At 34.7% G+C, this 24,766-nt stretch carries 28 protein-coding genes and 1 pseudogene; 6 read left to right on the top strand and 23 right to left on the bottom strand.

What is annotated here, in order from left to right:
• Nucleotides 1–7: 7 nt before the first annotated feature.
• The 14 genes and pseudogenes from FOT98_RS16115 to FOT98_RS16050 all read right to left on the bottom strand — a co-directional run bounded on the left by FOT98_RS16115 (nt 8) and on the right by FOT98_RS16050 (nt 11,507).
• The gene (locus FOT98_RS16115; RefSeq protein ID WP_063263682.1) at nt 8–1,312 is read right to left on the bottom strand and encodes a flagellar protein export ATPase FliI; all 1,305 of its coding nucleotides are present in this window, start codon (nt 1,310–1,312) and stop codon (nt 8–10) included.
• Nucleotides 1,309–1,992, bottom strand: a complete 684-nt coding sequence (locus FOT98_RS16110; protein WP_063263683.1) for a FliH/SctL family protein — start codon at nt 1,990–1,992, stop codon at nt 1,309–1,311. The genes FOT98_RS16115 and FOT98_RS16110 overlap by 4 nt, the downstream gene beginning before the upstream one ends.
• Nucleotides 1,979–2,983, bottom strand: coding sequence for a flagellar motor switch protein FliG (fliG, locus tag FOT98_RS16105; RefSeq protein ID WP_063263684.1), 1,005 nt, complete (start codon nt 2,981–2,983; stop codon nt 1,979–1,981). Before fliG ends, FOT98_RS16110 begins: the two co-directional genes overlap by 14 nt.
• 13 nt (nt 2,984–2,996) lie before the next feature.
• A complete protein-coding gene (locus FOT98_RS16100; RefSeq protein ID WP_063263685.1) occupies nt 2,997–4,577 on the bottom strand; it encodes a flagellar M-ring protein FliF C-terminal domain-containing protein in 1,581 nt (526 codons plus the stop codon).
• A gap of 22 nt (nt 4,578–4,599) precedes the next feature.
• Nucleotides 4,600–4,899, bottom strand: coding sequence for a flagellar hook-basal body complex protein FliE (gene fliE / locus FOT98_RS16095; protein WP_063263686.1), 300 nt, complete (start codon nt 4,897–4,899; stop codon nt 4,600–4,602).
• A gap of 17 nt (nt 4,900–4,916) precedes the next feature.
• The gene (gene flgC / locus FOT98_RS16090; protein WP_000484674.1) at nt 4,917–5,330 is read right to left on the bottom strand and encodes a flagellar basal body rod protein FlgC; all 414 of its coding nucleotides are present in this window, start codon (nt 5,328–5,330) and stop codon (nt 4,917–4,919) included.
• 20 nt (nt 5,331–5,350) lie between these two features.
• Nucleotides 5,351–5,822: pseudogene (flgB, locus tag FOT98_RS16085) on the bottom strand (flagellar basal body rod protein FlgB).
• 316 nt (nt 5,823–6,138) lie between these two features.
• Nucleotides 6,139–6,411 (bottom strand): hypothetical protein, encoded by a 273-nt coding sequence (locus tag FOT98_RS16080; RefSeq protein ID WP_063263688.1) that lies wholly within the window; start codon nt 6,409–6,411, stop codon nt 6,139–6,141.
• Nucleotides 6,401–6,769: a flagellar export chaperone FliS gene (locus tag FOT98_RS16075; RefSeq protein WP_001149522.1), complete on the bottom strand. Its 369-nt coding sequence runs from the start codon at nt 6,767–6,769 to the stop codon at nt 6,401–6,403. Before FOT98_RS16075 ends, FOT98_RS16080 begins: the two co-directional genes overlap by 11 nt.
• Before the next feature lie 22 nt (nt 6,770–6,791).
• The gene (locus FOT98_RS16070) at nt 6,792–8,189 is read right to left on the bottom strand and encodes a flagellar hook-associated protein 2 (RefSeq protein ID WP_063263689.1); all 1,398 of its coding nucleotides are present in this window, start codon (nt 8,187–8,189) and stop codon (nt 6,792–6,794) included.
• A 19-nt stretch (nt 8,190–8,208) separates the two neighbouring features.
• Nucleotides 8,209–9,072, bottom strand: coding sequence for a flagellar hook-associated protein 3 (locus FOT98_RS16065; protein ID WP_063263690.1), 864 nt, complete (start codon nt 9,070–9,072; stop codon nt 8,209–8,211).
• A 185-nt stretch (nt 9,073–9,257) separates the two neighbouring features.
• Complete coding sequence (flgK, locus tag FOT98_RS16060) at nt 9,258–10,556, bottom strand: flagellar hook-associated protein FlgK (RefSeq protein WP_063263691.1); 1,299 nt, start codon at nt 10,554–10,556, stop codon at nt 9,258–9,260.
• Nucleotides 10,557–10,573: 17 nt separating this feature from the next.
• Nucleotides 10,574–11,026, bottom strand: coding sequence for a hypothetical protein (locus FOT98_RS16055; protein ID WP_063263692.1), 453 nt, complete (start codon nt 11,024–11,026; stop codon nt 10,574–10,576).
• A 16-nt stretch (nt 11,027–11,042) separates the two neighbouring features.
• Nucleotides 11,043–11,507: a YaaR family protein gene (locus tag FOT98_RS16050; protein WP_000946323.1), complete on the bottom strand. Its 465-nt coding sequence runs from the start codon at nt 11,505–11,507 to the stop codon at nt 11,043–11,045.
• Between the two features lie 143 nt (nt 11,508–11,650).
• Between FOT98_RS16050 and FOT98_RS16045 the strand changes: the two genes are divergently transcribed.
• Nucleotides 11,651–12,148, top strand: a complete 498-nt coding sequence (locus FOT98_RS16045) for a hypothetical protein (RefSeq protein ID WP_063263693.1) — start codon at nt 11,651–11,653, stop codon at nt 12,146–12,148.
• A gap of 39 nt (nt 12,149–12,187) precedes the next feature.
• Complete coding sequence (locus FOT98_RS16040; RefSeq protein WP_063263694.1) at nt 12,188–12,970, top strand: CheR family methyltransferase; 783 nt, start codon at nt 12,188–12,190, stop codon at nt 12,968–12,970.
• 82 nt (nt 12,971–13,052) lie between these two features.
• Here the strand turns inward: FOT98_RS16040 and FOT98_RS16035 are convergent, their stop codons facing one another.
• The 7 genes from FOT98_RS16035 to FOT98_RS16005 all read right to left on the bottom strand — a co-directional run bounded on the left by FOT98_RS16035 (nt 13,053) and on the right by FOT98_RS16005 (nt 21,187).
• Nucleotides 13,053–13,769 (bottom strand): hypothetical protein, encoded by a 717-nt coding sequence (locus FOT98_RS16035; protein ID WP_063263695.1) that lies wholly within the window; start codon nt 13,767–13,769, stop codon nt 13,053–13,055.
• 27 nt (nt 13,770–13,796) lie between these two features.
• On the bottom strand, nt 13,797–15,143 hold the full coding sequence (locus tag FOT98_RS16030; protein WP_063263696.1) for an Ig-like domain-containing protein: 1,347 nt from the start codon (nt 15,141–15,143) through the stop codon (nt 13,797–13,799).
• A 29-nt stretch (nt 15,144–15,172) separates the two neighbouring features.
• Complete coding sequence (locus tag FOT98_RS16025) at nt 15,173–16,804, bottom strand: flagellar motor switch protein (RefSeq protein ID WP_144291087.1); 1,632 nt, start codon at nt 16,802–16,804, stop codon at nt 15,173–15,175.
• 188 nt (nt 16,805–16,992) lie between these two features.
• A complete protein-coding gene (locus FOT98_RS16020; RefSeq protein ID WP_063263698.1) occupies nt 16,993–19,005 on the bottom strand; it encodes a chemotaxis protein CheA in 2,013 nt (670 codons plus the stop codon).
• Between the two features lie 129 nt (nt 19,006–19,134).
• Entirely contained in the window at nt 19,135–19,503 is a 369-nt protein-coding gene (locus FOT98_RS16015) for a response regulator (protein WP_000940577.1), read from the bottom strand.
• A gap of 150 nt (nt 19,504–19,653) precedes the next feature.
• The gene (locus tag FOT98_RS16010; RefSeq protein WP_063263699.1) at nt 19,654–20,331 is read right to left on the bottom strand and encodes an OmpA family protein; all 678 of its coding nucleotides are present in this window, start codon (nt 20,329–20,331) and stop codon (nt 19,654–19,656) included.
• Between the two features lie 22 nt (nt 20,332–20,353).
• Nucleotides 20,354–21,187, bottom strand: a complete 834-nt coding sequence (locus FOT98_RS16005; RefSeq protein WP_063263700.1) for a flagellar motor protein MotP — start codon at nt 21,185–21,187, stop codon at nt 20,354–20,356.
• A gap of 172 nt (nt 21,188–21,359) precedes the next feature.
• On the opposite strand from FOT98_RS16005, the gene FOT98_RS16000 reads away from it, so the two are divergent.
• The gene (locus FOT98_RS16000) at nt 21,360–21,962 is read left to right on the top strand and encodes an HD domain-containing protein (RefSeq protein WP_061680533.1); all 603 of its coding nucleotides are present in this window, start codon (nt 21,360–21,362) and stop codon (nt 21,960–21,962) included.
• Nucleotides 21,963–21,987: 25 nt separating this feature from the next.
• Here FOT98_RS16000 and hfq read toward each other — a convergent pair whose 3' ends face one another.
• Together hfq and FOT98_RS15990 are read right to left on the bottom strand one after the other, a co-directional pair.
• Nucleotides 21,988–22,176 (bottom strand): RNA chaperone Hfq, encoded by a 189-nt coding sequence (gene hfq / locus FOT98_RS15995; protein WP_000400659.1) that lies wholly within the window; start codon nt 22,174–22,176, stop codon nt 21,988–21,990.
• Nucleotides 22,177–22,230: 54 nt separating this feature from the next.
• Nucleotides 22,231–22,449: an aspartyl-phosphate phosphatase Spo0E family protein gene (locus tag FOT98_RS15990; protein WP_063263701.1), complete on the bottom strand. Its 219-nt coding sequence runs from the start codon at nt 22,447–22,449 to the stop codon at nt 22,231–22,233.
• 238 nt (nt 22,450–22,687) lie between these two features.
• Here FOT98_RS15990 and FOT98_RS15985 point away from each other — a divergent pair, with 238 nt between their 5' ends.
• The 3 genes from FOT98_RS15985 (at nt 22,688) to FOT98_RS15975 (ending at nt 24,663) form a co-directional block, all read left to right on the top strand.
• A complete protein-coding gene (locus FOT98_RS15985; protein ID WP_000120179.1) occupies nt 22,688–22,807 on the top strand; it encodes a YjcZ family sporulation protein in 120 nt (39 codons plus the stop codon).
• A 166-nt stretch (nt 22,808–22,973) separates the two neighbouring features.
• Entirely contained in the window at nt 22,974–23,441 is a 468-nt protein-coding gene (locus FOT98_RS15980) for a VOC family protein (protein WP_063263702.1), read from the top strand.
• Nucleotides 23,442–23,448: 7 nt separating this feature from the next.
• The gene (locus tag FOT98_RS15975) at nt 23,449–24,663 is read left to right on the top strand and encodes an MFS transporter (protein ID WP_063263703.1); all 1,215 of its coding nucleotides are present in this window, start codon (nt 23,449–23,451) and stop codon (nt 24,661–24,663) included.
• Nucleotides 24,664–24,766: the final 103 nt, after the last annotated feature.

The raw sequence follows: 24,766 nt of genomic DNA, 5'->3' as shown, positions 1-24,766 counted from the left end.
CGAGGTCTTATACAATGTGGTGCACTGCTTGAACAATATCATCAAATTGGAAACGATCTGATCGACCTTGTTTTAAAAATGAATTTATACCTTCTACTTTATTTTTACATTCAAAAACATAAGCATTTTCTTCATTTTCTTGAATCGTTCCTAATTTAAAATATAATTCATTTTCTTTATAAATAGATAAAATTTTTCTTATTTCATTTGCCAGTTGCCAATGGGTTGGCGAAACGATTTCTTCCATAATCCTACTTACTGAATCTAGCACTGAAATAGCAGGATAATGACTGAGTGTTGCAAGCTCACGTTTTAATACAATATGTCCATCTAAAATACCACGTGCTAAATCTGGTACAGGACCGTTTAAATCGTCTCCATCAACGAGTACAGTATAAATACCTGTTATAGACCCCTTTTGCGTTTTCCCGGATCGCTCTAACAGCTTCTTCATATAACTTTCCATTAAAAGTGTTTTACCACCAATCGGTAACTCTTTAACGGCAATATCAACACTTCTACGCGCATCAGCAAAACGAGTAACAGAGTCCATCATAAGTAATACGTTATTGCCTTGGTCTCGGAAGTATTCAGCGATGGATGTTGCAAGCTTAGCTGCGCGAAGTTGCATAAGGTGACTTTCATCTGAAGTCGCTACGACAACGACGCTTTTTTTCATGCCTTCCTCACCTAATTCTTTTCGAATAAAGTCTTTTACTTCTCGGCCACGCTCTCCTACTAAACTAATAACGTTTATATCAGCTTTTGCATTTTTGGCAATCATTCCGAGTAAAGTAGATTTACCAACACCTGATCCAGCGAAAATACCAATCTTTTGACCGATGCCAATTGTTAGCATAGAATCAATGGATTTAATTCCGGTTTCAAATACATCGGTAATCTCTTCCCGTTCAAATGCATGAATAGGGGGAGCATCTAACTTTATTTTTTGCAATGGAATATTTTCAACGTTCTCATTTAACACTTCGCCATTTGCACTTAACACTTTTCCGAGTAAATGATTACCACGAGGAATAACAACATCTTCAGCAATTAATGTAACGGAATCTCCGTAACATACTTTCTCTGTCTGTTCAAATGGGAGTAACATATTGTTTTCTTTTTCAATCGCAATTACTTCACATAAAACGCTATGTTCTCCAACGAGACAAACATCTCCAATTTTCGCCTTTGGCCCTTTTGCTACGAAAAACTGTTCTTGCACACTATGAACTTTACCAACTTTCGTATAAAACGGCGTTTCAATAAACGTATTCCATTTTTGGTTTTCATTCATTAACAGTCGATTCATACATTTTGCTCCTCAAACAACTTCTCTTCTTCCCATTTCTGGCGAAGATTCGCAAATATAGGTGCAAATTTAAATTCAAAGAACTCTTTCTCTTCTTCTAGAACAAATTCACCGAACTGTAAGGAAAAATCATATTTCCATTCTACTAATTGTAGTAACCAATACTCTTTCGTATTTTCCTTCTCTTCTTGAATACGTTCAAATGTTTCTGGATGTACGGTAATGACTAATTTTTCAAAAGAAGTAGGCAATGTTTGAACGATGCCCGTTAATATAGGTAACACATCAAGTAATCTAGCATCTACTGCTTGATTCACAATTTTTTCTGCTAGTTGAAAAGATTGATCCCATAACAATTCCGTCCATTCGTATGCTGTTTCTTGTTGATCTTTTTGAAACTGTATATGTGCCGATTCTATCTCTTTCATCTGCTGCTGAACATGCATTTGAAATTGCTCTTGATCCTGCAATAACTGCTGACGCTCTCGTTCTAACATTTGCTGTTCTTGCCTTAGTTGACTTAGTTCAACATGTAATGATTGTTGCTGGGCAAGAAGCTCTTCATGATCCACCTGTATTTCTTCTATGTGAACTGGTATTGGTTTTGGAAATTGTAATTCATACGTTTCTTCAGAAAAAGAAACAGAATTCTTCGGAATTCTGTTTTTAAATAAGGACATCATCTTCACCTCTTTGAACGATAATTCTTCCTTCTTTCTCTAGCTTTTTCACTGTACCTGTAATTGTTTGCTGTGCTTTCTCAGCATCCGTCATCTTAAGCGGTCCTAAGCCATCTAATTCTTCTAGAATCATCTCTTTACGGTTTGAAGACATACATGTAAATAGTTTCTCTTTAATTTCTTCTTTTGCAATTTTAAGTGCTTTCGCAATGACACCGTTATCTGTAATTTCCTCTAATACACGGCGAAGCGCAAGATCTTCAAGACCAAGTAAGTCTTCAAAGACAAACATATTTTCTTTAATTTTCTCAGATAACTCATAATCAACTTCATCCAGCTTTTGAAAGACTGTTTTTTCAACGCCTCGTGAAACGTTATTTAAAATGTTCACGATTGTTTTTAAACCATCTGTTTTATTGATTGCACTAAATGCCATATTATTTAATTTCGCTTTTAATAACTCCCCAATTTGATTAATTAACTCACCGTCAACCTGCTCTAGTTTCGCAATACCCATTACCGTTTCTACTCGCTTATGATCTGGCAATCTCTCAATTAACTGCGAAGCAAGCTGCGGTTTAATATAAGAAGCGATAATGGCAATTGTTTGTGGTGATTCATCATTAAGCACTGTAAGAAGTGGCTCTAAATCTGTAAGTGAGTTTAAGAATTCAAATGGATTATCTTTGTTATACCAAAGGTCTTCCAATAATTTTTCCAGCTCATCTTCTGGCATATTTTTAAATATGCGACGAATGTACTCTTTATCCGGAGTGACTAAGTTCAATTCTTTTACATTAAGTTCATATAAGAACTCCCCTAGTACATTCTCTAACGTTTCTGGTTTATATACACGAAACTTCGCGATTTCACGAAGTAACACTTCTTTTTCCTCGGCCGTCATATATTCAATGACTTTCGCTGCCACCTCTTCATTTAATGTACGAATGAGGATGGCAGCTTTTTCTTTGGAGGAGATTTCATCTAACATCGTTGTTCCTCCCTTACTGTCCGTTTAACCATTTTTTAATTACTTTTGCAGTACCTTCTACATGTTCCTTCGTAGCATCCTGTACTTGTTCATCTAACGTCGGTTCTTTCGGTTCTTCTGGTTCAGGTCTTGCTTTTGGCTCTGGTACTATTTTCTCTTCAGGAATTTCCATAATACTTTCACTACTTGCAGCAACTTCCTCTTCTGCTAAGTATTCTTCATATTCCTCTTCTTCTTTCTTTCTCTTACGTCTTGCTAAGAAGAACCATAATAGACCAACGAGCGCTAACACGCCTCCTATAATTCCACCGATTAACCACCAGTTCATACCACTTGCTTCTGGCTCTTTCTTCTTCTCTTCTTTCGGTTGATCAAACTGAACTGTTACCACATTAACTTGACCATTTGTAAAGTTTCCATTTGGATCAGCTTGAAGTCCAGCTGCTGTACCAATTGCTTCTTTGAAAGTTGTCATATCAATTCTTCGTTTTACTAACGTATCATTATCTACCCATACAACAACATTTGTTTTCGTTAATTCTGGATGTTTCTTAATCGTTTCAACTGTTTTATCTATTTCATAGTTTTCGATTTTGTTACCATTTTTATTATCGTAGACGATTTTTCCATTTTGATTATTGTTCGTACCGTAGTTTGGCACTTCGCCGTTTGCCGTAATGCCAGCACCTTGCTTCGTATCTGCTCCTTCTTGCGCAGTAGAGCTTTCCTCTTGCTCTTGTTTACTACGAAGTACACCTTTATCACCATATTTTTCAGACTGACGTGTAACTTCGTCGTAGTTCACAGATACTTTCGTATTCACTTTATATTCATTCGGCTTAAACATCGTCATTAACGTTGCATCGATATCTTGCTTTAATTTACCTTCAATTTGGTGTTGCATCTCTACTTCTTTCTCATAAGAAGAAGAACTACTAGAATGCGCTTCATCTGCCCCTTTTGAGATAACACCTTTTTTGCTATCTATAACACTCACTTCTTCGGCTTTTACACCAGGAACTGCCGCACTAATCATTTGCTGTACACCCGCAACTTGATCAGCCGTTAATAGTTGACCACGTTTCACACCAACCGTAATCGCCGCTGTCCCCTTTGCTTTTTCTTCATCAAAAATTGTCTCTTTTTCAGGTAATGTAATTTGAACATTTGCCGTTTCTATCGCCGCAAAGTTTCTTACAATATCTTGCTCTAATTGCTTTTTCGTACCGACAATTTGCTTCATTTTTTTATCTTGCTCACTTGAACCGAGCGAGCTTTCTAATAAAATTTCCTCACCGCTTTTTGAATTAAACGGTAAGCCCATTCCATTCATTTCTTTTCGAACCCATGGAGCATCATTCTTTTGCACACGAATCGAACCATCGGCTGCTAATTGGTAATCGACACCTAGCTTCGATAATTCTGCTGTAATCTCTTGCTTGTCTGCATCATTTAAATTTTGATATACAACAACATATTTATCTGGCAAGGTGAAGTATAAAAGTGCTCCTGTTACAATTGCTAAAAGCGCAGCACCAATGACTAACTTATGCCACGTCTTTAACGATTGGAAAACATTTTTTAACTTTTCCATTTAAACACACCCGTCCATTTTCCTAAATTTGCATATTAATTAGTGACTTATAATTTTCAATAAGATTATCACGTACAAGAGCAGCCGTTTTCATTTGAGACTCAGCTTTCTTTTGCTGAATTAAAACGTCATGTGTTTCTCCTACCCCTTTTGTTAATAAATCATATACTGCTGTTTGCGCATTGTTTTGTGTTTGATTCATATCTTCCAATAAATCAATAAACTTCTTCCCCTCGACTACAGGTGTTTCTGAAGTTTTCGGTGCACCAATTGACTGAATCGCGCCAAATGGCTGTGTATGTAACATTGGTTGGATTTTCATCTTCCCATATTCCCCCTTTATCCTCGGCCGATTTCTAAATCTTTATCAAGCATTTTTTTATTCGCATTTAATACACTTGTATTTGCTTCGTACATTTTTTGAGCAACCATTACATTCGTCATTTCAGCAGTCACATCTACATTCGGATAACGTACATATCCTTCTTCATTTGCATGCGGATGCGTCGGATCATACACTAAGTTTTCAGTTTTGTCTGCTTCAATACTTTTTATTTTCACTCCGTTAGTAGGTGTCCCGTCTAACATATTCGCAAAACTATTATTTGATTCAAGCACTACACTACGGCGCTCATACAAATCTGCCCCCGGAGCTGCCGTTGTATTTGCATTTACAATATTATTTGAAGTAACTTCCATCCACTTTCTCGCTGTCGTTAGCCCTGATCCACTTGCATTAATTGCCTGAAACATCGTTGTCTCTCCTTCTACTATTAACGTCCACGCGCTGCTTGGTTAATTGCGTATTGTGTATTAATCGCGTTAATTGAAATACCATATAATTGGTTTGCTTTCATTAAATCTAGCATTTCTGTCGTTACATCCACACTATTTCCATCTTTATTTGTTTGCATTGATTTCGTTTGAATCTTTGCATACGTATTTTTCGTATTTACTGTCGGTAAGTGCATTTCATTCGTTTGATATAAATCTGGATTGCTTTTTAAATCCGCAGCATTGCTCTTATATAATGCACTACTCTTATTCATTTGCTCAGCAAATGTAACGTCTTGTGCTTTATAGCCAGGTGTATTCGCATTTGCAATATTACTAGAAACGGTATTTCGTTTCGTCACTAAATAATTCATATAATGGCTTACATCACTCACTAAATCTGGCATACTCCACACCCTTCCTTTTTAACTTATCATTTTGAACATAATGATCCACTGATGGAAGTTTCACTTCATTATTTAATTTCTTATATGTATTTATTAAAATATTTACTATTATGTACCCTTACATATTTTATTCCATTTTTACATTGTTGTCTTTAGAAAAATACAAAAATATAAAAAGAATATAAAAAAAACTGTATACGCGTAGGAATCTATATAACATTTCAATATATTTACGACGAACTGAACTCTATTTTTATATTATTTAGATTACTCCTATTTTTTACAGCCATAAAATGAAACCTCAACCAGCGGAATTCTTTATTCACATGAAGGAATGGGCCCCCCTTTTAAAAAGAGGAATCCGTTCCCGCACATTATTATTAATATTTACCGTAAAATGAATTTGCTTTCATTCGCCCATCATTTGTCATAATCATTTCTTCCAAAATCTTTTGCTTATCTCGAATATGCTGTGCTGCCTTAATGATGAATGGGCTTACTTCTGCCGCAACTTTCGTGCGCGTTTCTTCATCCAATGTCATCATCCAGCGATTTAACATCGCACTCTTCTCAGCAAACTCTCCATCTGACACTTGCAATTCACCGATTTCATTAAAACAGCCGACAAATGCTCGATAAATATCATTGTTCATTTTCAAGCGCTCCGCGGTAACCGTCTATTAGATCTTGTAATACTTTCACAATCGCATCAATATCTTTCGCTTCACGTGTTACTTTCATCGTTTGAATTTGAACGCTAATCCAGTCATATAAACCATAAAGACTATCATATAAATCTTTCGTAATTTCAGGATTTAATTGAAGCTTTAATTCTTCAAAAATACGTTCTAACTTTTCAAGAAGTGCATCTCCTTCTTGTAGTTTAAAAGTATGTAAAAGCTCTTCTAAATTACGAAACTCTACAATGCATCTTTCATAAATAAAAATTGTATTTTTAATCGGATTACTCGTCATAATATCATTTTGCATATAACGTTGCCATGCTTGCATACGATCACTTCCTCAACTTTCATTAATCATCACTTTTTTGTTTTGTCATTGCTTTAATTGTTTTTAATTGGCTATCTAGCGCCGCTAATGTACTTTCTAGCTTTTGATACTTTTTCACGATTTCATCTTGCTTTTGTAAATTTTGTGACTCGATGTCTTTTATCTTCTTATCTAAATCACTTACACGTGAATCAATGTTTTTCACACGTTCTCCAACTATACCTTTATCACCGAATAATTTATCAAGTGGTTCTTCCATCATTTTTCCTAAACCGTTAGAACTAAAGAAAAATTGCTTCGCTGCATCTGGCTTCTCTTTTAACGCTTTCGTTAATGCTTCGTCATTAACTTCCATCGTTCCATCTTGTTTTAATTGAATACCAAATGAGAATAAATAATTACCATCTTGAGAAAATGTTACGACATTATTCATCGCTTGGCGTACACTTTGCATAATCGTTTGCCCTTGGAAAGCACCGCCTTTTCCAGCAAAAATATCTACTGTAGAAACAGCCTTATTATAATCCGCAACCATCTTTTTAATAATATTTGATGCATCTGTTACGTTTGAGTCACTTACTGTAAACTTCAGTTCTAGTCCTTTTTGATCTGCAGCTTTTACATCTGAACCCGCTCCACCACTAGACTTATTTTCAACTATCGGATCTGTTACTTTTAAAAGCTCAACCTTAACACCAGGAAGTGTTTCAATTGTGTTGCTTGCGCTTTGTTCTTCGACACCATTGATACTATATATTGCATCTAACGCTTCATTAATCGTGTTTAATTTCACTTCCGTAGAACCTTCCACTTTCGAATAAAACAAATCTGTAAGCACATTTGACGGTGTTTGTTCCAATTTAATATTATTCGCTGCCCCTTCTTTCGTAGAGGACATAAAAATTTTCTTACCAAGTGTATATGCTGATACACCATAATCTCCATCATTAATTTTATTAATTAAATCTTTATATGTCATATCAGTTGTTACTTTTATTTCTTTTTCACCTAGTTTTATCGTTTCATTTCTTGGAAGCTTCGCGTTTATATCCGTTATTTCATTAGATGCAATTTGATGACGCTGTGCAAGTTGATTAATTTTTATGTTAAAAGTTCCCGCAATAGCCCCGCCATCAGCTTTTACATTAATATAACCGTCTTGTGATGTTGTTACCTTTTTTTCATTCCCTTTAAAAGCCGCTAAGTTTTTAAAGGTTTGCGTGAAAGAACTAAATTCTGATTTTAAACTTGTATATAAAAGTTTATCTTGTGAAAGGCTATTTTTTTCATTTGTATACGGCGTTTTTCTCATATCCAGTGCATTCATTTCTAATTCAACGAAATTAGAAGTATCGATCATGTTATTTCCGAGGTTCCAAATCTGTTGTCTACCGCCAATACCCGTTAACGTTCCTGCCATATTTCTCACTCCTTATTGATTACATGTAGTCTAAAATACTCGTTTTACTCATCGTGCTAATCGCTTTAAGCGTCGCTTCATATGTCGCATTTATGTAAGCTAAGTCAGAAATTGCTACTGCTAAATCAACATCTTCAATTTCTTTACGATTTTCTTGAAGTGCTAAATTTTGCTCACTTAAAATGGTCTTAAACGTATCTACAGTGTTCATCGTAGAACCAACTTCCGTCGTACGATTAATAACACCATCTAAATTTTTCTTATTTTCCGCTAAAAACGGTTGTAACGCTGTTTGATCACCACTTTGCAAAGCATCCTTCATCTTTACTAACGTTTGAATAGCAGGTGTCAATAAGTCCTCACCTTTACGAAATGCTTTAATTTCATAGCCATCATTCAGCTTCCACATTACATCTTCATTTCCACCTTGGTATGTACCATCCTCCGCAAATGGCGGTTTCTCTGCACTATTCCCACCAAAAAGATAGCGGCCTTGTTCTTTCGTATTCGCTAAATAGACGACTTGTTTTAAAAGTTGATCCACTTCTGCCCCAATTGCTTTCAATTCTTTTTCACTATTCGTCCCATTTAACGCTTGCACTGTTAATTGATCCACTCTCGTTAAAGATTTCACAATTCCTGTTAGTGTATTTTCTGTCTGACTTAGTACATTTCTAGAATCCGCTATATCTTTTTGCATTTGTTCAATATTCGCCAATGAATGTTGAATCGCAAATGATTTACTTGCTGCAAGTGGGTCTTCACTCATAAGAAGATTTTTCTTCCCTGAAGTTACTTGATTTCGATGAAATTGCTGTTGCACATTCAAATCCATTAGCTGATTCTTTGCCCAGTTTGCATTTTGAAACGTAGATACTCTCATCTTTATCTTCTCCTTTATGTATTTTCAATTAATTTGAAGAAGAAACCAGAACTATTTCTGGCTCTCCTTCTCGCTAACTTATCCTGCAACCGTTCCATACCTCTGTTCTCACACCGATAGGTCCACTGACCACTTCTACCCTCTGTTGGCCCTATCTTCAAACATAAAGGAAAAAATACCTTCCTTTATCTAATAATCGAAAACAGGCTATCAAACACTTCATTCATCGTTGTCATAGCTTTAGAATTCGCTATGAAATATTTTTGGAAGGCCATTAAATTAACCATTTCCTCTTCCATATTCACGCCTTCAATGCTCATTTTTTCTTGTTGAATACCTTCTAATAAGTCACCGTGAATATTTTTATACGCATTTACTGAACTTTTATCAGACGCTACACCTACTAAAAGTTGATCTAAAGCTTTTTTATATGTAAGTCCAGGTTTAAACTCTTCCTCCGTAATACCTGCAAGTCTGTTTGCAGTTTCAGCTGAAATTTTCATTTTCGAAATATCTTTTGTAAAATCAGGGTTTATTTCAAGCTTTTTCGCACCTTCTCCAACAAAGAAATCTTTATTCATAACTGTATTCACTTGTTTTTTTAATGAATTTACAAATCCATTCAGATTATCTTTATAACTAGTAATCTTTGCTTTCGTATCAATTGCTGATTGAATCGCCCCACCATTTAATGGGATATTTGTTCCGTATATTTGTACCGACATAGGATCCTTATCCTTCTGTAATTGAAGTGGATATGTGTCTTGTCCATTTACTGTTAAAACACCGTTCATTCTAACGGTGGCGATATTAGGGTTTGTAGATTCATATGATACTTCTATCTCTGCATACTTAGACATTTCTGTCATAATACGATCACGTTCATCTAATAGTTGATTCGGTACTTGTGTACCAGCTTGTCCGATTTTTTTGTTCGCTTCTGCTAAATTATTAGCAAGTCGATTAAATTCATCTACGTGAGCTTCTATATCTGCTGTTGTTTGCATTTCAATTTCTTCAAACTGTTTTGCAAGTCGATTTACTTGGTTCGTAAACTTCCCCGTTTCAGCAATTAATGTGTCGTAATAGTTCGATTGCTCTGGATTTTTTGCCACTTCACGAAAAGCATTAAAGAATCCGTCCATTAAACTAGATAATGAGTTTTTACCTGTCGTTCCTACCATAGACTCTACTCGTGACAGAGTTGAATTCATATATGCATAGTAAGAGAACTGTGACATTTGATCGTTAAACTGTTTCGTCTTCACTTCATCTGTAATACGATCCACACCTAACGTTTGTACACCGTATCCTATTCTCTGTTCCGGTGAATGCCCATTACTTGCTCCAGCAGAACCGAAATTCACTGCTTGACGCACATAGCCCGGTGTATGAATGTTAGACAAGTTTTGTTTCGTCGTTTGTAATCCCATTTGTGCCGCTAACATGCCCGATAACGGGGTATTATAATCAGATAATCTCATAATGCTTCACTTCCCCTTTACAATAGTTCGTTCATAAAGATTTGCGAATTATTGTTTCGTTCTAAGTTATATTCAGAAACGGAATCCACAATACTTTCTGTAGTTTTTAATAGTACGTTTAAGTAATATTGATTTTTCAAAAGAATCATTTTTACATTCTCTTCTAATTCAGTTAAGTTTTTTTGTAATTTTTCTATTTTTTCAATTTCTTCATGAGAAAAATACGAAAATAACGCACTTACGCGAAATGATTTCACTCCCTGTTCTTTACAAAATTGAACAACCATTTCTTCAAATGAATTTGATAACTTTTTCAAACCATCAATATACTGCAATTGCTCTACTTGCAGTTTTTGAACCGCATTTACATTTTTATGTTTTAAATTCTCATATATTTGTTCTCCAAGCGTTTGAATATTTTCATATGCTTTTTGAATAATAACGAGCTTTTCATATAATTGTATATACATATAGCTTCCTTCCCTTTTACAAGACTAAATTTACAATTAAACCGTGGATTTCTCCAATTTGATTTAACATTTCTAAATGTCCCGTTTTTGTATTAATTAAATTCATAACATCTTCTAACTCATTCAATCCCATTTCTGCCTGCTTTACAATCGTCATTTTTTGTGAATATCCATAACGTGGATGACGAGACATGACATCTTTATATTGCAATACATTATCAACGTAAAAATTCAAAAATGATTTTACTGTATTTTTGTATTCCATTACGTTATCAAGTGTTAATTCCATTTCAATTTTCTCTTTAATTTCTCCAATATTATCAACAAACGCTTCCATTTGTTCTAACAATTTATCTTTTTTCGGATCTGCATGCAAATTATCCGAAAATGCAAGTCCTGTCCTGACATTTGCTTCTTTCGGCATTTGAGTAGCAGGCGGTATATGCGATAAAATTGGATTATGCGAGATAGAACGCAGCATATATATCACCTATTTATTTTTTTATTTCTTCCTAAAGTTAATCGTAAAATCTAGTTATTTATAATTATACTCTGAACACTAATATTTTGCAGTTATTTTTTATAGAAGATATGTTACAATTTAGCATGAGGTGGCACAATTCTATGAATATTTTTCTTTGTGGTTCAAATCAATTAACAGCATTAGATCAAGAAGAAATTAAAAAATTTTTAACTGACTATGCTCACAAACATAAAATTTACATATTATGTTATAAATCTATTGAAAATGAGGTACTTCGTTTTTTCGTCGAAAACGAAAGACTCGCTCAAAATTTATGCCTTTACACGTTACAACCGTTACAAGCAGTAACAGATGAATTTCAAGAAATCGTTGATTATTTAAAAAAACACGGAGCCGAGTATGTTGCTTTTGATCATCCTTCCGACTCTATTTACCGATCAGATTATATGTTTTTTGTTAAACAAATTATTGAAGATACCGATTTAGTTCTCTGTTTTTATAACGGAGACAAGCATACATCTGTCATTCCCGTTGATATTGCAAAAGAAGCTGGCATTGATGCTGTCATTTATGATTTACCAGGTTTACATGAAAAGCAAATGAAAAAAAGCTTTGAACAAAAAATTCGTATGATGTAAAGGGGGCGGCACAATATCGTTATTGTGCCCAGTGTAAATATGATAATTGAACAAGATTATGATCATTTTATCGCGAGTTTTAAACAACAATTCAATATGGATATCGCTTCGTATAAACAAGATAGAATGCGCCGTAGAATCGATGCTTTTATTTCAAGAAAAGGCTTTGAAAACTACACTACTTTCTTAAATACTTTACGTGTCGATCAAAGCTTATTTTTAAGTTTCATTGACTATATTACAATTAACGTTTCAGAGTTTTTTAGAAATAAAGAACGTTGGCAAACACTAGAATCGAAAGCACTGCCAAAATTACTCGAACAAAATAACGGAAAATTAAAAGTTTGGAGTGCCGCTTGCGCTGCCGGTGAAGAGCCATATACACTCTCTTTAATTTTATCGAAACATCTATCTCCATTTCGCTATGAAATACTAGCAACAGATCTTGATTTTCATATTTTAGAGACTGCAAAGCGTGGTCAATATACGGAACGTTCTTTAAAAGAATTACCTAGCGATTTGAAAGAGCGTCATTTCACAAAAGAGGATGATATATATTCATTGCATCAAAACATGAAGCAAAACGTCACGTTCAAACAACATGACCTGTTAATGCAGTCATTCGATACAAATTACGATTTGATTATTTGTCGTAACGTAATGATTTACTTCACAGAAGAAGCAAGAACTAAGCTTTACGAAAAGTTTAGTCGTTCTTTACGAAAAGGCGGGGTGCTATTTGTTGGTAGCACAGAACAAATTTTAACGCCCGAACGATTCAATCTTCAGCGCTTTGACACATTCTTTTACGAAAAAATATAGAAAAAACAGGGTAAATTCACCCTGTTTTTTTGTATTTTTCACCAAAATCATAACGAAGAATTGCGGGATTCCATTCATTTTCTTATATAACTCGAATCAAAATAATACAAACAATCCATATAAAGAGAAACAGAAACGTCATGGACCATTTATGTTCTTGCATCGTTTGTTTCAACGCCTGTGATAATTGTGTCATATTCATTTCTGCAAGTGCTCTCCATACACTTACATCCCGCTCTTTAGCTGTGCGATCCGTGACACTAATTAAAATGGTTTCATTAGATAATTTCGTTATATACGCAGTAATAACCGTTACCATTAAATTTATATTTCCTTCCGACGAATCACTCTCCACGTTAGAAAGGAGTGCACTTACATCTAGTAACGGAATATGTACCTTTCTACCAAATGATAGTTGTACTTCAGCGAAATCATACGTTCCATCTAACAAAGGCAGTTCTTTTATATGCGCCTGTTTCACAAGCCCTTGCAAGCTTCTCATTATTTGTTCATATACTTTTTCGGTTTGCTTTCCTTCTCCAGATAACACGTGTAACTTTTTAAAAAGTTGTAACACTGTATCCATCTCTTTAGAAAGCATTTCTTTCACAATCTTTCCGTCACCTAAGCTAGCAAGTAAAATTCCGATTTCATTATTTTTCATAATGATTTTGGAATGCCCAGTAAACACTAGGTTACTACGTTTTCGTTCTTTCTGAATCTCATGTTCTGAAATAGCTGCAGGCTGTTTTAATGGTTGTAGCGTCTTATTTTCAATTGTCGTACGTTTAATTTCCATTTAAGCGCCTCCACTACGGTGAAATAATTAGCCCCATTCTTTATTACTCTTTAAAACTAAAAACAGTACGAATAACCCCGACATAATCGCAAACACGTTAGAAGCTTGTACCCCTTGTTCACTATTTTCTTCCTTTTTCTTTTGTGGTTCTTCTATTTGTTCTTTCTTTTTCGAAACAACTCCATTGTCATTTCTACTTTTTTTCTCTTTTTGAGCCTTTCCATCACTTACTTCCTTATGATCCTTCAATGGCTCTTTTATAAAGTAAGTAATATCTTCGTTCTCTTTCAGCGGCTCTTTTATAAAATCGTTTATTTTCTCGTCTTGCTTCGGAATTTGGACAACTGGTGGTTTTTCTTCCTGTAGCGGAACCTCTTCTTTTGAGTCTTCCTGCTTCTCAGGTTCTTTCTTCTCTTCTAATTTATCTTCATTCTCTCGTTCTTCTACCTTTTTATCCTCTTCTGTTTTTTGCTCCAAAACAGAAACGATATACTCACTTGCCTCAACCCGTTTATTGCCGGCCGCATCCACTACCTTTACAAGTAGCTCGTATGTGCCGATTGGCAACGCATCCGTTATTTCAAATGCTTTTTGCCATTCCATATCATGCTTATTGTAATCTAATAAAATTGTAATCTCTTTATTGTCTTTCCCCTTTAGCATAACTCGAACTTCTTTCACAACCGATTCTGCGTCTGCCGCCTTCACTCGTACACGTATAGAATCGCCTTGTTTTCGTTCAATTACGTTATCCTTCGCCTCGTCAACAGTAACTTTATACAACTTCGGTAACTCTTTATCTATTGTTGGTGTTTCATTATTTATACGAATAAGAGGAACTTTCACTTCATTTTCTAAGATCTCTTCTTTCTCATTTTCTTTATAACTTTGAACGAGCTGCAGGTTCCAATCACCTTGCAAATCAAAAATCCCGACCTTATAGTTAGCAACCCATCGCTTCGTTTCTTCTTCATAGTTAAAAGATATCATTCTTTCTTGCTCATACGGATTGCTGTTTTTTGGCAACTGCAACATACCTTTTATACTTTGAATATTTTTCTCTTTTGGCTCTACAATAATCTGCACTTCTTCGCCAACCTGTAATTCTTGCTTATTTACTGTAATAACCACTTGATCCGTCTCTATCTTTTTTTCGGTTTCTTGTTCATTTTTCGCTTCTTGTTGTTCCTCTTTATCTTGCTTCATTTCCACTTGCTCTGGCTGCTCTTGAACTTCCTTATTTTCTTCTTGCACATTCACTTCATTTATATTTTTCTCTGGCACATTTTGCTCTTCCGCCTGACTTTGCAGCGGGAAGAGCAAGCACACATATATGCATAGCCAGCAAATTAGAAAAAACTTTACGTTTTTCATCCGCCTGTTCAAACTCCTATTTCAATGCCTTATAGTGATTTCGTCACTTTCACTCCGAAAAATCCATCTACATTTACAAGTTCACCATATGCCACCAATACATCATTTACATAAATTCGAATTGGTTCATCAATATCTTCATCTAAAACAACGGCTTCATTTTCTTGTAAACTTAATATATCTTGAATTGTTTTCACTGTACTTCCAAATACAAATTTCACGTTCATTTCTACATTTTGTAGAATGGATGTATCCATATACACTGGCTCAATTTGTTTCACTTCTTTAAATTCAATCGGTTGTACAACAGGTTCTACAACCTCTTCTTCTATTTCTTCCTCAACAATCTCTTCTTCTGCTTCCACCATTGGATATAGCAGTCGTCTTACCATTTCTTTCGCTTCTGAAATTGGTAAAATTTGATACATTTTTGATTGAAGCAAGTCGCCGATTTCAAGATTAAACGTTATTTGGACAAGCTCATCCACTTCCATTGCTTCTCCCAAATATTCCATCTCTTCTTTTAATGTAACAAATTTAACGTCTGGCGGCGTCATGTCCATTTTCTCTTTAAACATTTCTGACATTGCTGTTGCAGCATGCCCCATCATTTGGTTCATGATTTCTTTAATACCGCTCAGTTCTAATTCGCTAAGCTCTTTCTCAGGGTCGATCTCCCCTGTTCCCATCATCATTAAATCTACCATTGTCAAAGCAACATCTTTCGTAAATACGAACACGTTCTCATTTTTTAAGCCTTCAACAAAATCGACATTTAAAATAACAAAAGGAACTGGTACTCCGTCATAATGACGCACATTAATCGCTTCTACATTTGGTGTACTAATCGTAACCGGTTGATTTAAAAGCGTTGATAATACAGTTGAGGCTGAACCGATAGAAATGTTCGCAATTTCCCCAAGCACATCTTTCTCTTCTTGTGTCAACTGCTCTTTTTCAACATGTTCTTCTACAATTTCAGCTTCCACTACTTCTGCCGGCTCTTGCTCTTCACCAGACAATTGCAGTAATTTATTTATCATCTGTTTCGTATGTTCAACTGGAACAATTTGTACAAGTTTAGAGTTTACTAGATTATCTATTTTAAGGTCAAATGACACTTTAACAATCGTATTATTTCCAGTTATTCCAGAGATTTCCTCCATCTCTTCTGATAGCTTTACAACTTTAATTGTCGGCGGAGACATGTCTACTGTATCTTGGAAGAATTCCGACATAGACGTCGCTGCGAATCCCATCATTTGGTTCATCGCTTCTTGTACAGCACTTAGCTCTAATTCGCCAAGTTCTTTCCCTTCTTCCACTTCACCTGTCCCCATCATCATTAAATCAGCAATCGATAAAGCAACATCTTGCTGAAGGACAAGTAAATTCTCCATATCTAACCCTTTTGTAAAATGAATGTTTAATACAACATGAGGAACCTCAACATCACTTGTATCATATAAATCCACTAACTCTACATGAGGAGCAGTTATACTTACTTGCCTATTTAAAATTGTTGATAATACTGTCGAAGCTGAGCCAAATGATATATTTGCGATTTCGCCAAGAATATCACATTCTTGAGGCGTTAAAAGCTCCATTTCTTTATCTAGCACAATTGTGCTCGTATCCCCTTTTGTGTGTTGCTCAGGCATTTTCCCTGCCTCCTCATTTTTGTTTTTCTATCAAATGAATACACTTTAACTCATTCTATTTTAGCAAACTTCCTACACTAATCGTGAATATGTATTTATTTCCATTTATACATTAATTTTCTTATATTTGCATAGTTAACAAAAAGCTCCCCAATTGTTTACAAGTGGGGAGCTTTCCTTCATTCCTATTATAAACCTTCTGGGTTTAAAATGAGGACCACTCGTCCATCGCCGAGAATCGTCGCGCCAGAGAAATAGTTCGAACTATCTGCAAAGAAGTCGCCTAATGACTTTAAGACTATTTCTCTTTGACCGATAATTGTGTTTACGATAAGTCCATAGCTACGATGTGTATTACGAACAATTAACACAGGAACCATTTGACTATCATATGACCCAAACGCCTCATCTACTGTTTTTTCACCAAATACAGTACTTAAATGCTTCACTTCAATAATTTGATCACGATAGTTTAACACGTCTTTTCCTTGTACGGATTGGATGTCTTCTCTCTTAATTCGAATCGCTTCGACAATGTTACCAAGAGGTAGAGCATAGCGCGTGTCATTTGTTTGAACAAGCATGGATTGAATAATAGATAACGTTAACGGAAGTTCAATTCTAAATGTACTTCCTTTTCCTTCCTCTGAATCAATAATCAAATGCCCACCTAGACTATGAATTGTATGTTTTACAACATCTAATCCAACGCCACGTCCTGAAAGATCCGATACTACTTCAGCTGTACTAAATCCTGGTTGGAAAATGAGGTCATACACTTCACGATCCGTTAATTTATTTGCCTCAGATTCTGTTACAACGCCATTTTTAATCGCTTTTTCTAATACTTTTCCTTTATGAATACCATTTCCGTCATCCGTAATTTGAATAACGACATGATTTCCACTATGAAACGCTTCTAATTTAATCGTACCTGTCTCATTTTTTCCTGCATCACGACGTTGTTCAACAGTTTCAACCCCATGATCAATCGCATTACGAATTAAATGAACAAGCGGATCACCAATTTCATCAATTACAATTTTATCTACTTCAGTGTCTTCACCTGTAATTTGTAAATCGATTTTTTTTCCTAAATCTTTCGCTAACATACGTACCATGCGCGGGAAACGATTGAAAACCGTTTCTATTGGTACCATACGCATATTCAATAGTACATTTTGAATATCTTTTGAAATATCACCTAATCGATTTAAATGCTCAATTAACTCCTTGTTTTGAATCGTCTGTGCCAATTCATCAATACGCCCACGTTCAATTACACTTTCTTCAAACATGTTCATTAATCGTTCGATTTTCTCTAATTGAACACGAATGGAACGATTCTCACCTTTAGCATTTTTCGTTTTTGCAGCGCTTTTCGTTGGTGTAGCACTTGCTGGTTGCTTCGCTGCCTCCATAGGGGCTTCGACCTGCGTAACTACATCCGATTGGATCATTTCTTCTACTTGCACAACTTCTTCTGTAGCAAACTTCGAATCTACTTCCTGTAAAGATTCTCCTTGTTTCACTACTACTTTTTCAATTTCAGAAACGTGAAGGACTACCTGTTTCAATTCTTCTACACTACGATCCGTATTCATAAATACTGTGAACTCAAATCCGAAAGCATCTGCTTCGATTTCTTCAATACTAGGAACCGTTTTTTGTATATCACCTATATTTTGCAGTGCTTCAATACACATAATGGCACGTACTGCTTTTAAAATAGCTTGCTGTTCAACGGTTATATGCACTTCATGCGAAACTGCATCATCTATGCTTATAGACTCTTGCTCTACATGCTCCGCACTAGTTTCTACATTTCCGTTCAATAGCGCTTCTAATTTTTGCTTCGTTAAGACTACATCAATATTACCCATTCCGCCTTGCTGCACATCTGCAACCATTTTCTCTAAATTATCAATGCACTCAAAAATCACATCAATAATATTCGCATGTACTACTATATTCCCATGACGAATTTCATCTAAAACGTTTTCCATTTTATGCGTTAAATCCGCCATTTCCGTAAATTCCATACTTGCAGACATACCTTTGAATGTATGGGCTGAGCGGAATATTTCTCCGACTACGCTCATATCAGCAGGATTTTGTTCTAAAATTAGCACATTTTCATTTAGCGACTGCAAATGTTCTTCCGATTCTTCAAAAAATATATTTAACAGATCTGTTTGCATTTTCATCCCCTACCTGTCTAACAAACATTTCATTTATGTATAACAATTTAGTGTTTTAAAACAAGAAAAAAGGGGGCCACACATCTTTCCGTTATCACTGTTTTGATTCCTTGTGGCACCCCTTTTATATTAGCTATTTGCTACTTTTGTTAGAGCTTCGATTACACGATCTGCTTGGAATGGCTTTACAATAAAGTCTTTTGCTCCACCCTTAATTGCATCTAATACCATACCTTGTTGTCCCATTGCTGAACAAATAACAACCTTTGCACTTGAATCAATTTTCATAATTTCTTTTAACGCTTCAAGTCCGTCCATTTCCGGCATAGTAATATCTAATGTTACAATATCAGGTTGAAGTTCTTTATATTTTTGAATCGCTTCTACTCCATTCTCTGCTTCTCCGATAACCTCAAATTCAGAATTACTTTTTAATAAGTTTTTAATCATCGTTCGCATAAACATTGCATCGTCTACAACTAAAATTTTATGTGCCATTCTATTTGGTTCTCTCCTTCTATGTATAAATATATCTTAATATTTCACCTTATCATTCTCACTCATTATACAAAATAAAACGATAAAATTTAATATTTTTTTAAAAGAATTTCTGTATTTTTATTATTTTATTACTAAAATAAAAATATACTATTCTTTAATATAAATGACAACGCGACGGTTTTTCTCCCAATTTTGCGGTGAATCATTTGGTACGACTGGTTTTGTGTCTGCATATCCGACCGCAGCTAGCCTTTTATCCTCCACATTATACACTTCAATTAAATGGTGAATCATATTAGCCGCCCTCGCTGAAGACAATTCCCAATTAGAAGGGAACTTCTCGTTATGGATCGGTCTACTATCTGTATGCCCTTCCACGACAATCGGGTTTGGTACAGATTGAAAAAATCCAACTAATTGACTAATGATCTCTTTTGCTTCAGGTTTAACGTTCGCATCACCCGTATCAAATATTAAATTATCTACTATAACGACGCTCACTCCCGTGTCTTCTCGGTATACATTCACTTGACTAATACCGTTACTATCTACATATGCTTTTAACTTTTTGTACAAGTCATCCATTCGCTTTTTTGAGATCATTTTTTCATCATTTTTTTCATGTGAAATATCTGGTATTGTATTTTCCATTACTTTTGCATCAACTTGCTCCGCGTCACTAAACTTTTCAAGCATCTTTGATAATTTTACTGTATCTTGCTTTGATGTAGCAACTAGTAATACAAAGAAAGTTAATAATAACATCGTTAAATCTGTAAAAGTCGTCATCCAACGAGGCGATCCCTTTTGCGGTCGTTTCATCATAACCATAACACTCCTTGCAATATTAGGCTGCTCGTTTTACTTTTTTCATCTTTGTTTCATATACATATGTATCTAGTTTCAACTTTAATTTAGAAGGAATTTGTCCACGATACAATTCTGAAATTGCTTCAATAACAAACTTCTTCTCTGTATATAAATCTTCAATACCACGATACACTTTTTCAGCAAGAGGGATTGCAATCATATTTGCAAGTACTGATCCATACAATGTCGTTAACATCGCAACTGCCATCCCTGTACCAATTTGCGATGTGTCTTGCAAGTTTTGAAGCATAATAATAAGACCTATTAAAGTCCCTATCATGCCCCAAGCTGGAGCAAAATCACCAATTTTATCTAATAATGTCGCTCCCTTTCTTAACTCATACACTTCTGTTTCAACATCTTTCATTAATACTTCTTTTAATTCCTCTTCATCATAACCACTTAACATAAGTTGAATTCCTTTTTGAATAAAAGGATTGTCTACTTGCTCTCCATCAACTTCCAAAGAAAGTAATCCGTGTTTTTTAGACTTTTTTGAAAAATCAACAAACAAATCCGTTAACTGTTCTAAATCTTCTTCTTTTCTATGTAAAACAGTAAAAATACTTTTCGTATATTTTTTTATTTCTCCAAATCGATACGCCACAACAATTGTCGCTGTAGTTCCCCCTATGACAATTAAAATAGATGAAACATCTAAAAAGTTTTTAAAAGCTTTTATTCCGCCGCCGCCAATCATAATTGCCGCTATTACTATGGCAAAACCTACTATAATGCCAACTGGGCTAGAAATGTCAAACTTCCTTTTTCTTCTTTGTGGTCTAGCAAATCCTTGATTTTCGTCTCCCATATTCCTGCCCTTCCCTTTTCATTTTTATAAAACATTTTTTTATTTTAATAATGCGTTTTCACATATAATGTTTATTATACGCTTACCATCTATTTATCGCAATATACTCATAAAATTGACACATTTCATTTCCATATTAGAATTATAGTATAGAAATATGAGGAGGATCACGATGGAACATAACATTTTACAAGTCATTGCACTAGCAGAAAAACTAAAATATGAAATGCGACATAGCTGGCTTTCTAACGGACGTCAAGAAAGCGTTGCTGAACATACGTGGCGCATGTCTCTAATGGCCATTTTAGTTGAGCCTTATTTAGATCAAAAAGTAAGCATTGAAAAATTACTTAAAATGGTTATTATTCACGACCTAGTCGAAGCTGAAGCTGGTGATATTCCTGCTTTTGATACAATGAATAGTCATGAATTACAATTACAAAAACAAAAAAATGAGCAAGAAGCCATTTTAAATATTAAACGAACATTAGAAGGTTCTCTCGGTCAGGAATTATATGATTTATGGATGGAGTTTGAAGCGAAAGAAACGTACGAAGCAAAAGTAGCTAACGCACTTGATAAGCTTGAGGTGAAAATTCAACATAACGAAGCTGATATTGATACGTGGCTTCCAATTGAGCATAAAATGACATTCCAAGTAGCAAAGCATACAAACTTTGATTCTTTCCTATCTAAATTACAAAAAATGATTGAACAAGATGGAGAAAAGAAACTACTCGCTGCCGGCATTGACGTGGAAGCTTGCAAACGATAATGAAAAGACACTCAATTTGAGTGTCTTATTTCATTATCGTTGATACAGCCTGCTTATAAATCAGTTGTTGTTTTCCATCAACTAACATTAAAATAGTAAATTTATCTATCGCAACAACTTCTCCTACTATTCTAACGCCACTCTTTAAAAATATTGTAACGATACCTTTTTCTTCTTTTATTTGCTTATATAACTCTTCTTGTAAGTGTTCCAAATACTGTTCTCTCCTTTTTCGCAAAATATCTTAATATAAAAAACTATAAATTATTTATTTATGTACTTTATCTTTTACATTCATAAACTTATTAATAAGTATATCTAAATCTCGGCTAAATAACAAAACTTTATCATGTTCCAATCCATGTCTAGCAACAAGTTGAATTAGCTCTTTCTTTTTGTTTTCTATTTTATTGTATAATTTTCCCATCTCCATCTCTTTACTAAAACTCCCTTTTCCCATAATATTACTTGTAAAATTATAGTACAAATCCTCTCATAAAAAAATATAAAAATGGTTTTTTTTACAATTTTTATATTTTTTATGAACAAATCGCAAATTATATAATAATTCATTCACATATCACTAGCCCAACATACAATCAAAATAACCATACAGGCGTTTGTCTAATTCCAAAAGAGACTGGCTCCTTTTCCATACAAAAAACATATTGTATATAGTAGTCCATGAATTATATAGATTAACTTACTCAAAAGGAGGAAAACATATGAGCTATGGTGGAAGTTGCGCTGGTTTCGGCGGTGGATTTGCTTTGCTTATCGTACTATTCATCCTTCTAATCATCATCGGATGTAGCTGTTGGGGTGGCGGCGGATACGGATACTAATATATCCTATCCTTAACAAATGAACGAAAAACTATACGAAAACAGCTCATATTTGAGCTGTTTTTTCATACTTTCGTATGAATGAATATCCCTCTTTTTTGCGATTCCAACTAATAAAAAAACGTTTACTATGAAATTAAGAAATACTTTACTAAGGAGGATTACAATGATTAAAGGTCTTTACGAAGCACATTTACCTGTCCGCAACCTAGAGATATCAATACCTTTTTATGAATCACTTGGACTGAAATTATACAAAAGAGGAGATGATATTGCTTTCTTTTGGATTAAAGAAAATGAAAGTTGGCTCGGTCTTTGGGAAGGCACAGAATACAAAGTTAATTATCATCCCTCTTTACGACACATCGCCTTTCAAGTAAGCTTACATGATTTAGAAAATGCGATTCATTGGCTAAATCAAAAAGGCATTTCAGCACGAAAAGATTTCGGAATGGAACCAATTGAACCGATTGTTTTTCCAGAATTAGCGCATGCCGCCGTATACTTTAACGATCCTGACGGAAATAGTTTAGAATTGATTGCACAATTACCTGTTGGACTTCCTACAGCGGAGAAAGTGTATTTAAGTGAGTGGAAAAAACAAGTTCAGGCATCATCATTACATAGGGATTAATCTTTTTATGTCAGTTTCTTATTCCGCACTTCTAAAAACAAATAATAACTTCAAAAAACTATTTTACGGTCAAACGTTAAGTGTACTTGGAGATTGGTTTCATACTGTAGCTTTAGTAACATTCGTCTATAGCATAACGGAATCTCCGTTTATGATTGCACTCACTTTTATAAGTAAAGGATTGCCTCAACTTCTGCTTAGTCCTTTCATAGGCGGGATTGTAGATCGTTTTTCTAAAAAGAAGATTCTGATTTTTACCGATATTTTACGAGGCATAATCGTCCTCACTTACTTATTTGCAATATATAAAATTGAGATTATTTTCATTTCTAATATATGTTTAGCTGTACTTTCTTGTTTATTTGAGCCGGCTAAACAAGTAACCTTAAAAAATATCGTACACCAAGATCATTTCGTAACTGCTAACTCTCTTTCTAGTATAATGAATGGTTTTATGTCTATTATGGGGGCTTCTTTAGGCGGAATCCTTGCACAATCTTTACATATTGAGTTCGCTTTTTTAGTAAATAGCCTGTCATACTTTATTTCAGCCTATTTTATTTATAATATGAGCGTCCCTTCTCATGATACTTGTAACACAAAAAAAGCATTTTTTACTGATATAAAAGATGGTTATACATACATATTACAAACTAAAATTATTTTAACCTTAATTCTTGTCGGCATTTCATGGGGCATGATTGGAGGTGCTTATCAGCTACTTCTAACAATCTATGCCGAAAAAAATTTTCACACGAATATCGGAATTTTATATACGGTTCAAGGGGCTGGGCTTATGATGGGTAGTCTCCTCGTTAATCTATATATATCTCATAATAAAGAAAGAATGAAAAAAGCATTTGGCTGGGCCTACTTCCTACAAGGAATTTTCTTTCTCGCATTCATTTTATCCGATCAGCTTATTGTCGGTATTATTACATTGCTCTGTATGCGCATAGCAGGAGGAGTCATCGTTCCACTTGATACGACATTACTTCAAACTTACACGAAGGAAAATATGATGGGTAAAGTTTTTTCATTCCATTATTCCATTTATGGATCTCTTATTCAGTTATCTATGTTTTTTACAGGAGTGCTTCTAGAAGTTCTTTCTCCGCAAGTTATCGGTACCTTGTTGGCTATATGCTGTATTTTTGTTAGTTTTATATGGCTGTTCTTGTATTACAGCGGGAAACTGAGTAAAGAATCCACTATCACTTAATAGCATGTTTATGTACATGCTATTTTTATGTATGTCGAAATATAAAGGAAAAAGGCGATTTATTTTCCTTACGTTCTAATTTTTTAGAACGTACAATAAATTT

This window comes from Bacillus sp. HY001 (assembly GCF_007558965.1).
In the GTDB taxonomy this organism is placed as follows: Bacteria; Bacillota; Bacilli; order Bacillales; family Bacillaceae_G; genus Bacillus_A; species Bacillus_A mobilis.
Note: the sequence above shows the minus strand (reverse complement) of the source record. Positions and strands in the feature narration are given on the sequence as shown.

Excerpts from the sequence above, each read along its gene's own strand:
- FOT98_RS16115 (WP_063263682.1), bottom strand. The coding sequence starts at position 1,312 with ATGAATCGACTGTTAATGAATGAAAACCAAAAATGGAATACGTTTATT.
- FOT98_RS16110 (WP_063263683.1), bottom strand. The coding sequence starts at position 1,992 with ATGTCCTTATTTAAAAACAGAATTCCGAAGAATTCTGTTTCTTTTTCT.
- fliG (WP_063263684.1), bottom strand. The coding sequence starts at position 2,983 with ATGTTAGATGAAATCTCCTCCAAAGAAAAAGCTGCCATCCTCATTCGT.
- FOT98_RS16100 (WP_063263685.1), bottom strand. The coding sequence starts at position 4,577 with ATGGAAAAGTTAAAAAATGTTTTCCAATCGTTAAAGACGTGGCATAAG.
- fliE (WP_063263686.1), bottom strand. The coding sequence starts at position 4,899 with ATGAAAATCCAACCAATGTTACATACACAGCCATTTGGCGCGATTCAG.
- flgC (WP_000484674.1), bottom strand. The coding sequence starts at position 5,330 with ATGTTTCAGGCAATTAATGCAAGTGGATCAGGGCTAACGACAGCGAGA.
- FOT98_RS16080 (WP_063263688.1), bottom strand. The coding sequence starts at position 6,411 with ATGAACAATGATATTTATCGAGCATTTGTCGGCTGTTTTAATGAAATC.
- FOT98_RS16075 (WP_001149522.1), bottom strand. The coding sequence starts at position 6,769 with ATGCAAGCATGGCAACGTTATATGCAAAATGATATTATGACGAGTAAT.
- FOT98_RS16070 (WP_063263689.1), bottom strand. The coding sequence starts at position 8,189 with ATGGCAGGAACGTTAACGGGTATTGGCGGTAGACAACAGATTTGGAAC.
- FOT98_RS16065 (WP_063263690.1), bottom strand. The coding sequence starts at position 9,072 with ATGAGAGTATCTACGTTTCAAAATGCAAACTGGGCAAAGAATCAGCTA.
- flgK (WP_063263691.1), bottom strand. The coding sequence starts at position 10,556 with ATGAGATTATCTGATTATAATACCCCGTTATCGGGCATGTTAGCGGCA.
- FOT98_RS16055 (WP_063263692.1), bottom strand. The coding sequence starts at position 11,026 with ATGTATATACAATTATATGAAAAGCTCGTTATTATTCAAAAAGCATAT.
- FOT98_RS16050 (WP_000946323.1), bottom strand. The coding sequence starts at position 11,507 with ATGCTGCGTTCTATCTCGCATAATCCAATTTTATCGCATATACCGCCT.
- FOT98_RS16045 (WP_063263693.1), top strand. The coding sequence starts at position 11,651 with ATGAATATTTTTCTTTGTGGTTCAAATCAATTAACAGCATTAGATCAA.
- FOT98_RS16040 (WP_063263694.1), top strand. The coding sequence starts at position 12,188 with ATGATAATTGAACAAGATTATGATCATTTTATCGCGAGTTTTAAACAA.
- FOT98_RS16035 (WP_063263695.1), bottom strand. The coding sequence starts at position 13,769 with ATGGAAATTAAACGTACGACAATTGAAAATAAGACGCTACAACCATTA.
- FOT98_RS16030 (WP_063263696.1), bottom strand. The coding sequence starts at position 15,143 with ATGAAAAACGTAAAGTTTTTTCTAATTTGCTGGCTATGCATATATGTG.
- FOT98_RS16025 (WP_144291087.1), bottom strand. The coding sequence starts at position 16,804 with ATGCCTGAGCAACACACAAAAGGGGATACGAGCACAATTGTGCTAGAT.
- FOT98_RS16020 (WP_063263698.1), bottom strand. The coding sequence starts at position 19,005 with ATGCAAACAGATCTGTTAAATATATTTTTTGAAGAATCGGAAGAACAT.
- FOT98_RS16015 (WP_000940577.1), bottom strand. The coding sequence starts at position 19,503 with ATGGCACATAAAATTTTAGTTGTAGACGATGCAATGTTTATGCGAACG.
- FOT98_RS16010 (WP_063263699.1), bottom strand. The coding sequence starts at position 20,331 with ATGATGAAACGACCGCAAAAGGGATCGCCTCGTTGGATGACGACTTTT.
- FOT98_RS16005 (WP_063263700.1), bottom strand. The coding sequence starts at position 21,187 with ATGGGAGACGAAAATCAAGGATTTGCTAGACCACAAAGAAGAAAAAGG.
- FOT98_RS16000 (WP_061680533.1), top strand. The coding sequence starts at position 21,360 with ATGGAACATAACATTTTACAAGTCATTGCACTAGCAGAAAAACTAAAA.
- FOT98_RS15985 (WP_000120179.1), top strand. The coding sequence starts at position 22,688 with ATGAGCTATGGTGGAAGTTGCGCTGGTTTCGGCGGTGGATTTGCTTTG.
- FOT98_RS15980 (WP_063263702.1), top strand. The coding sequence starts at position 22,974 with ATGATTAAAGGTCTTTACGAAGCACATTTACCTGTCCGCAACCTAGAG.
- FOT98_RS15975 (WP_063263703.1), top strand. The coding sequence starts at position 23,449 with ATGTCAGTTTCTTATTCCGCACTTCTAAAAACAAATAATAACTTCAAA.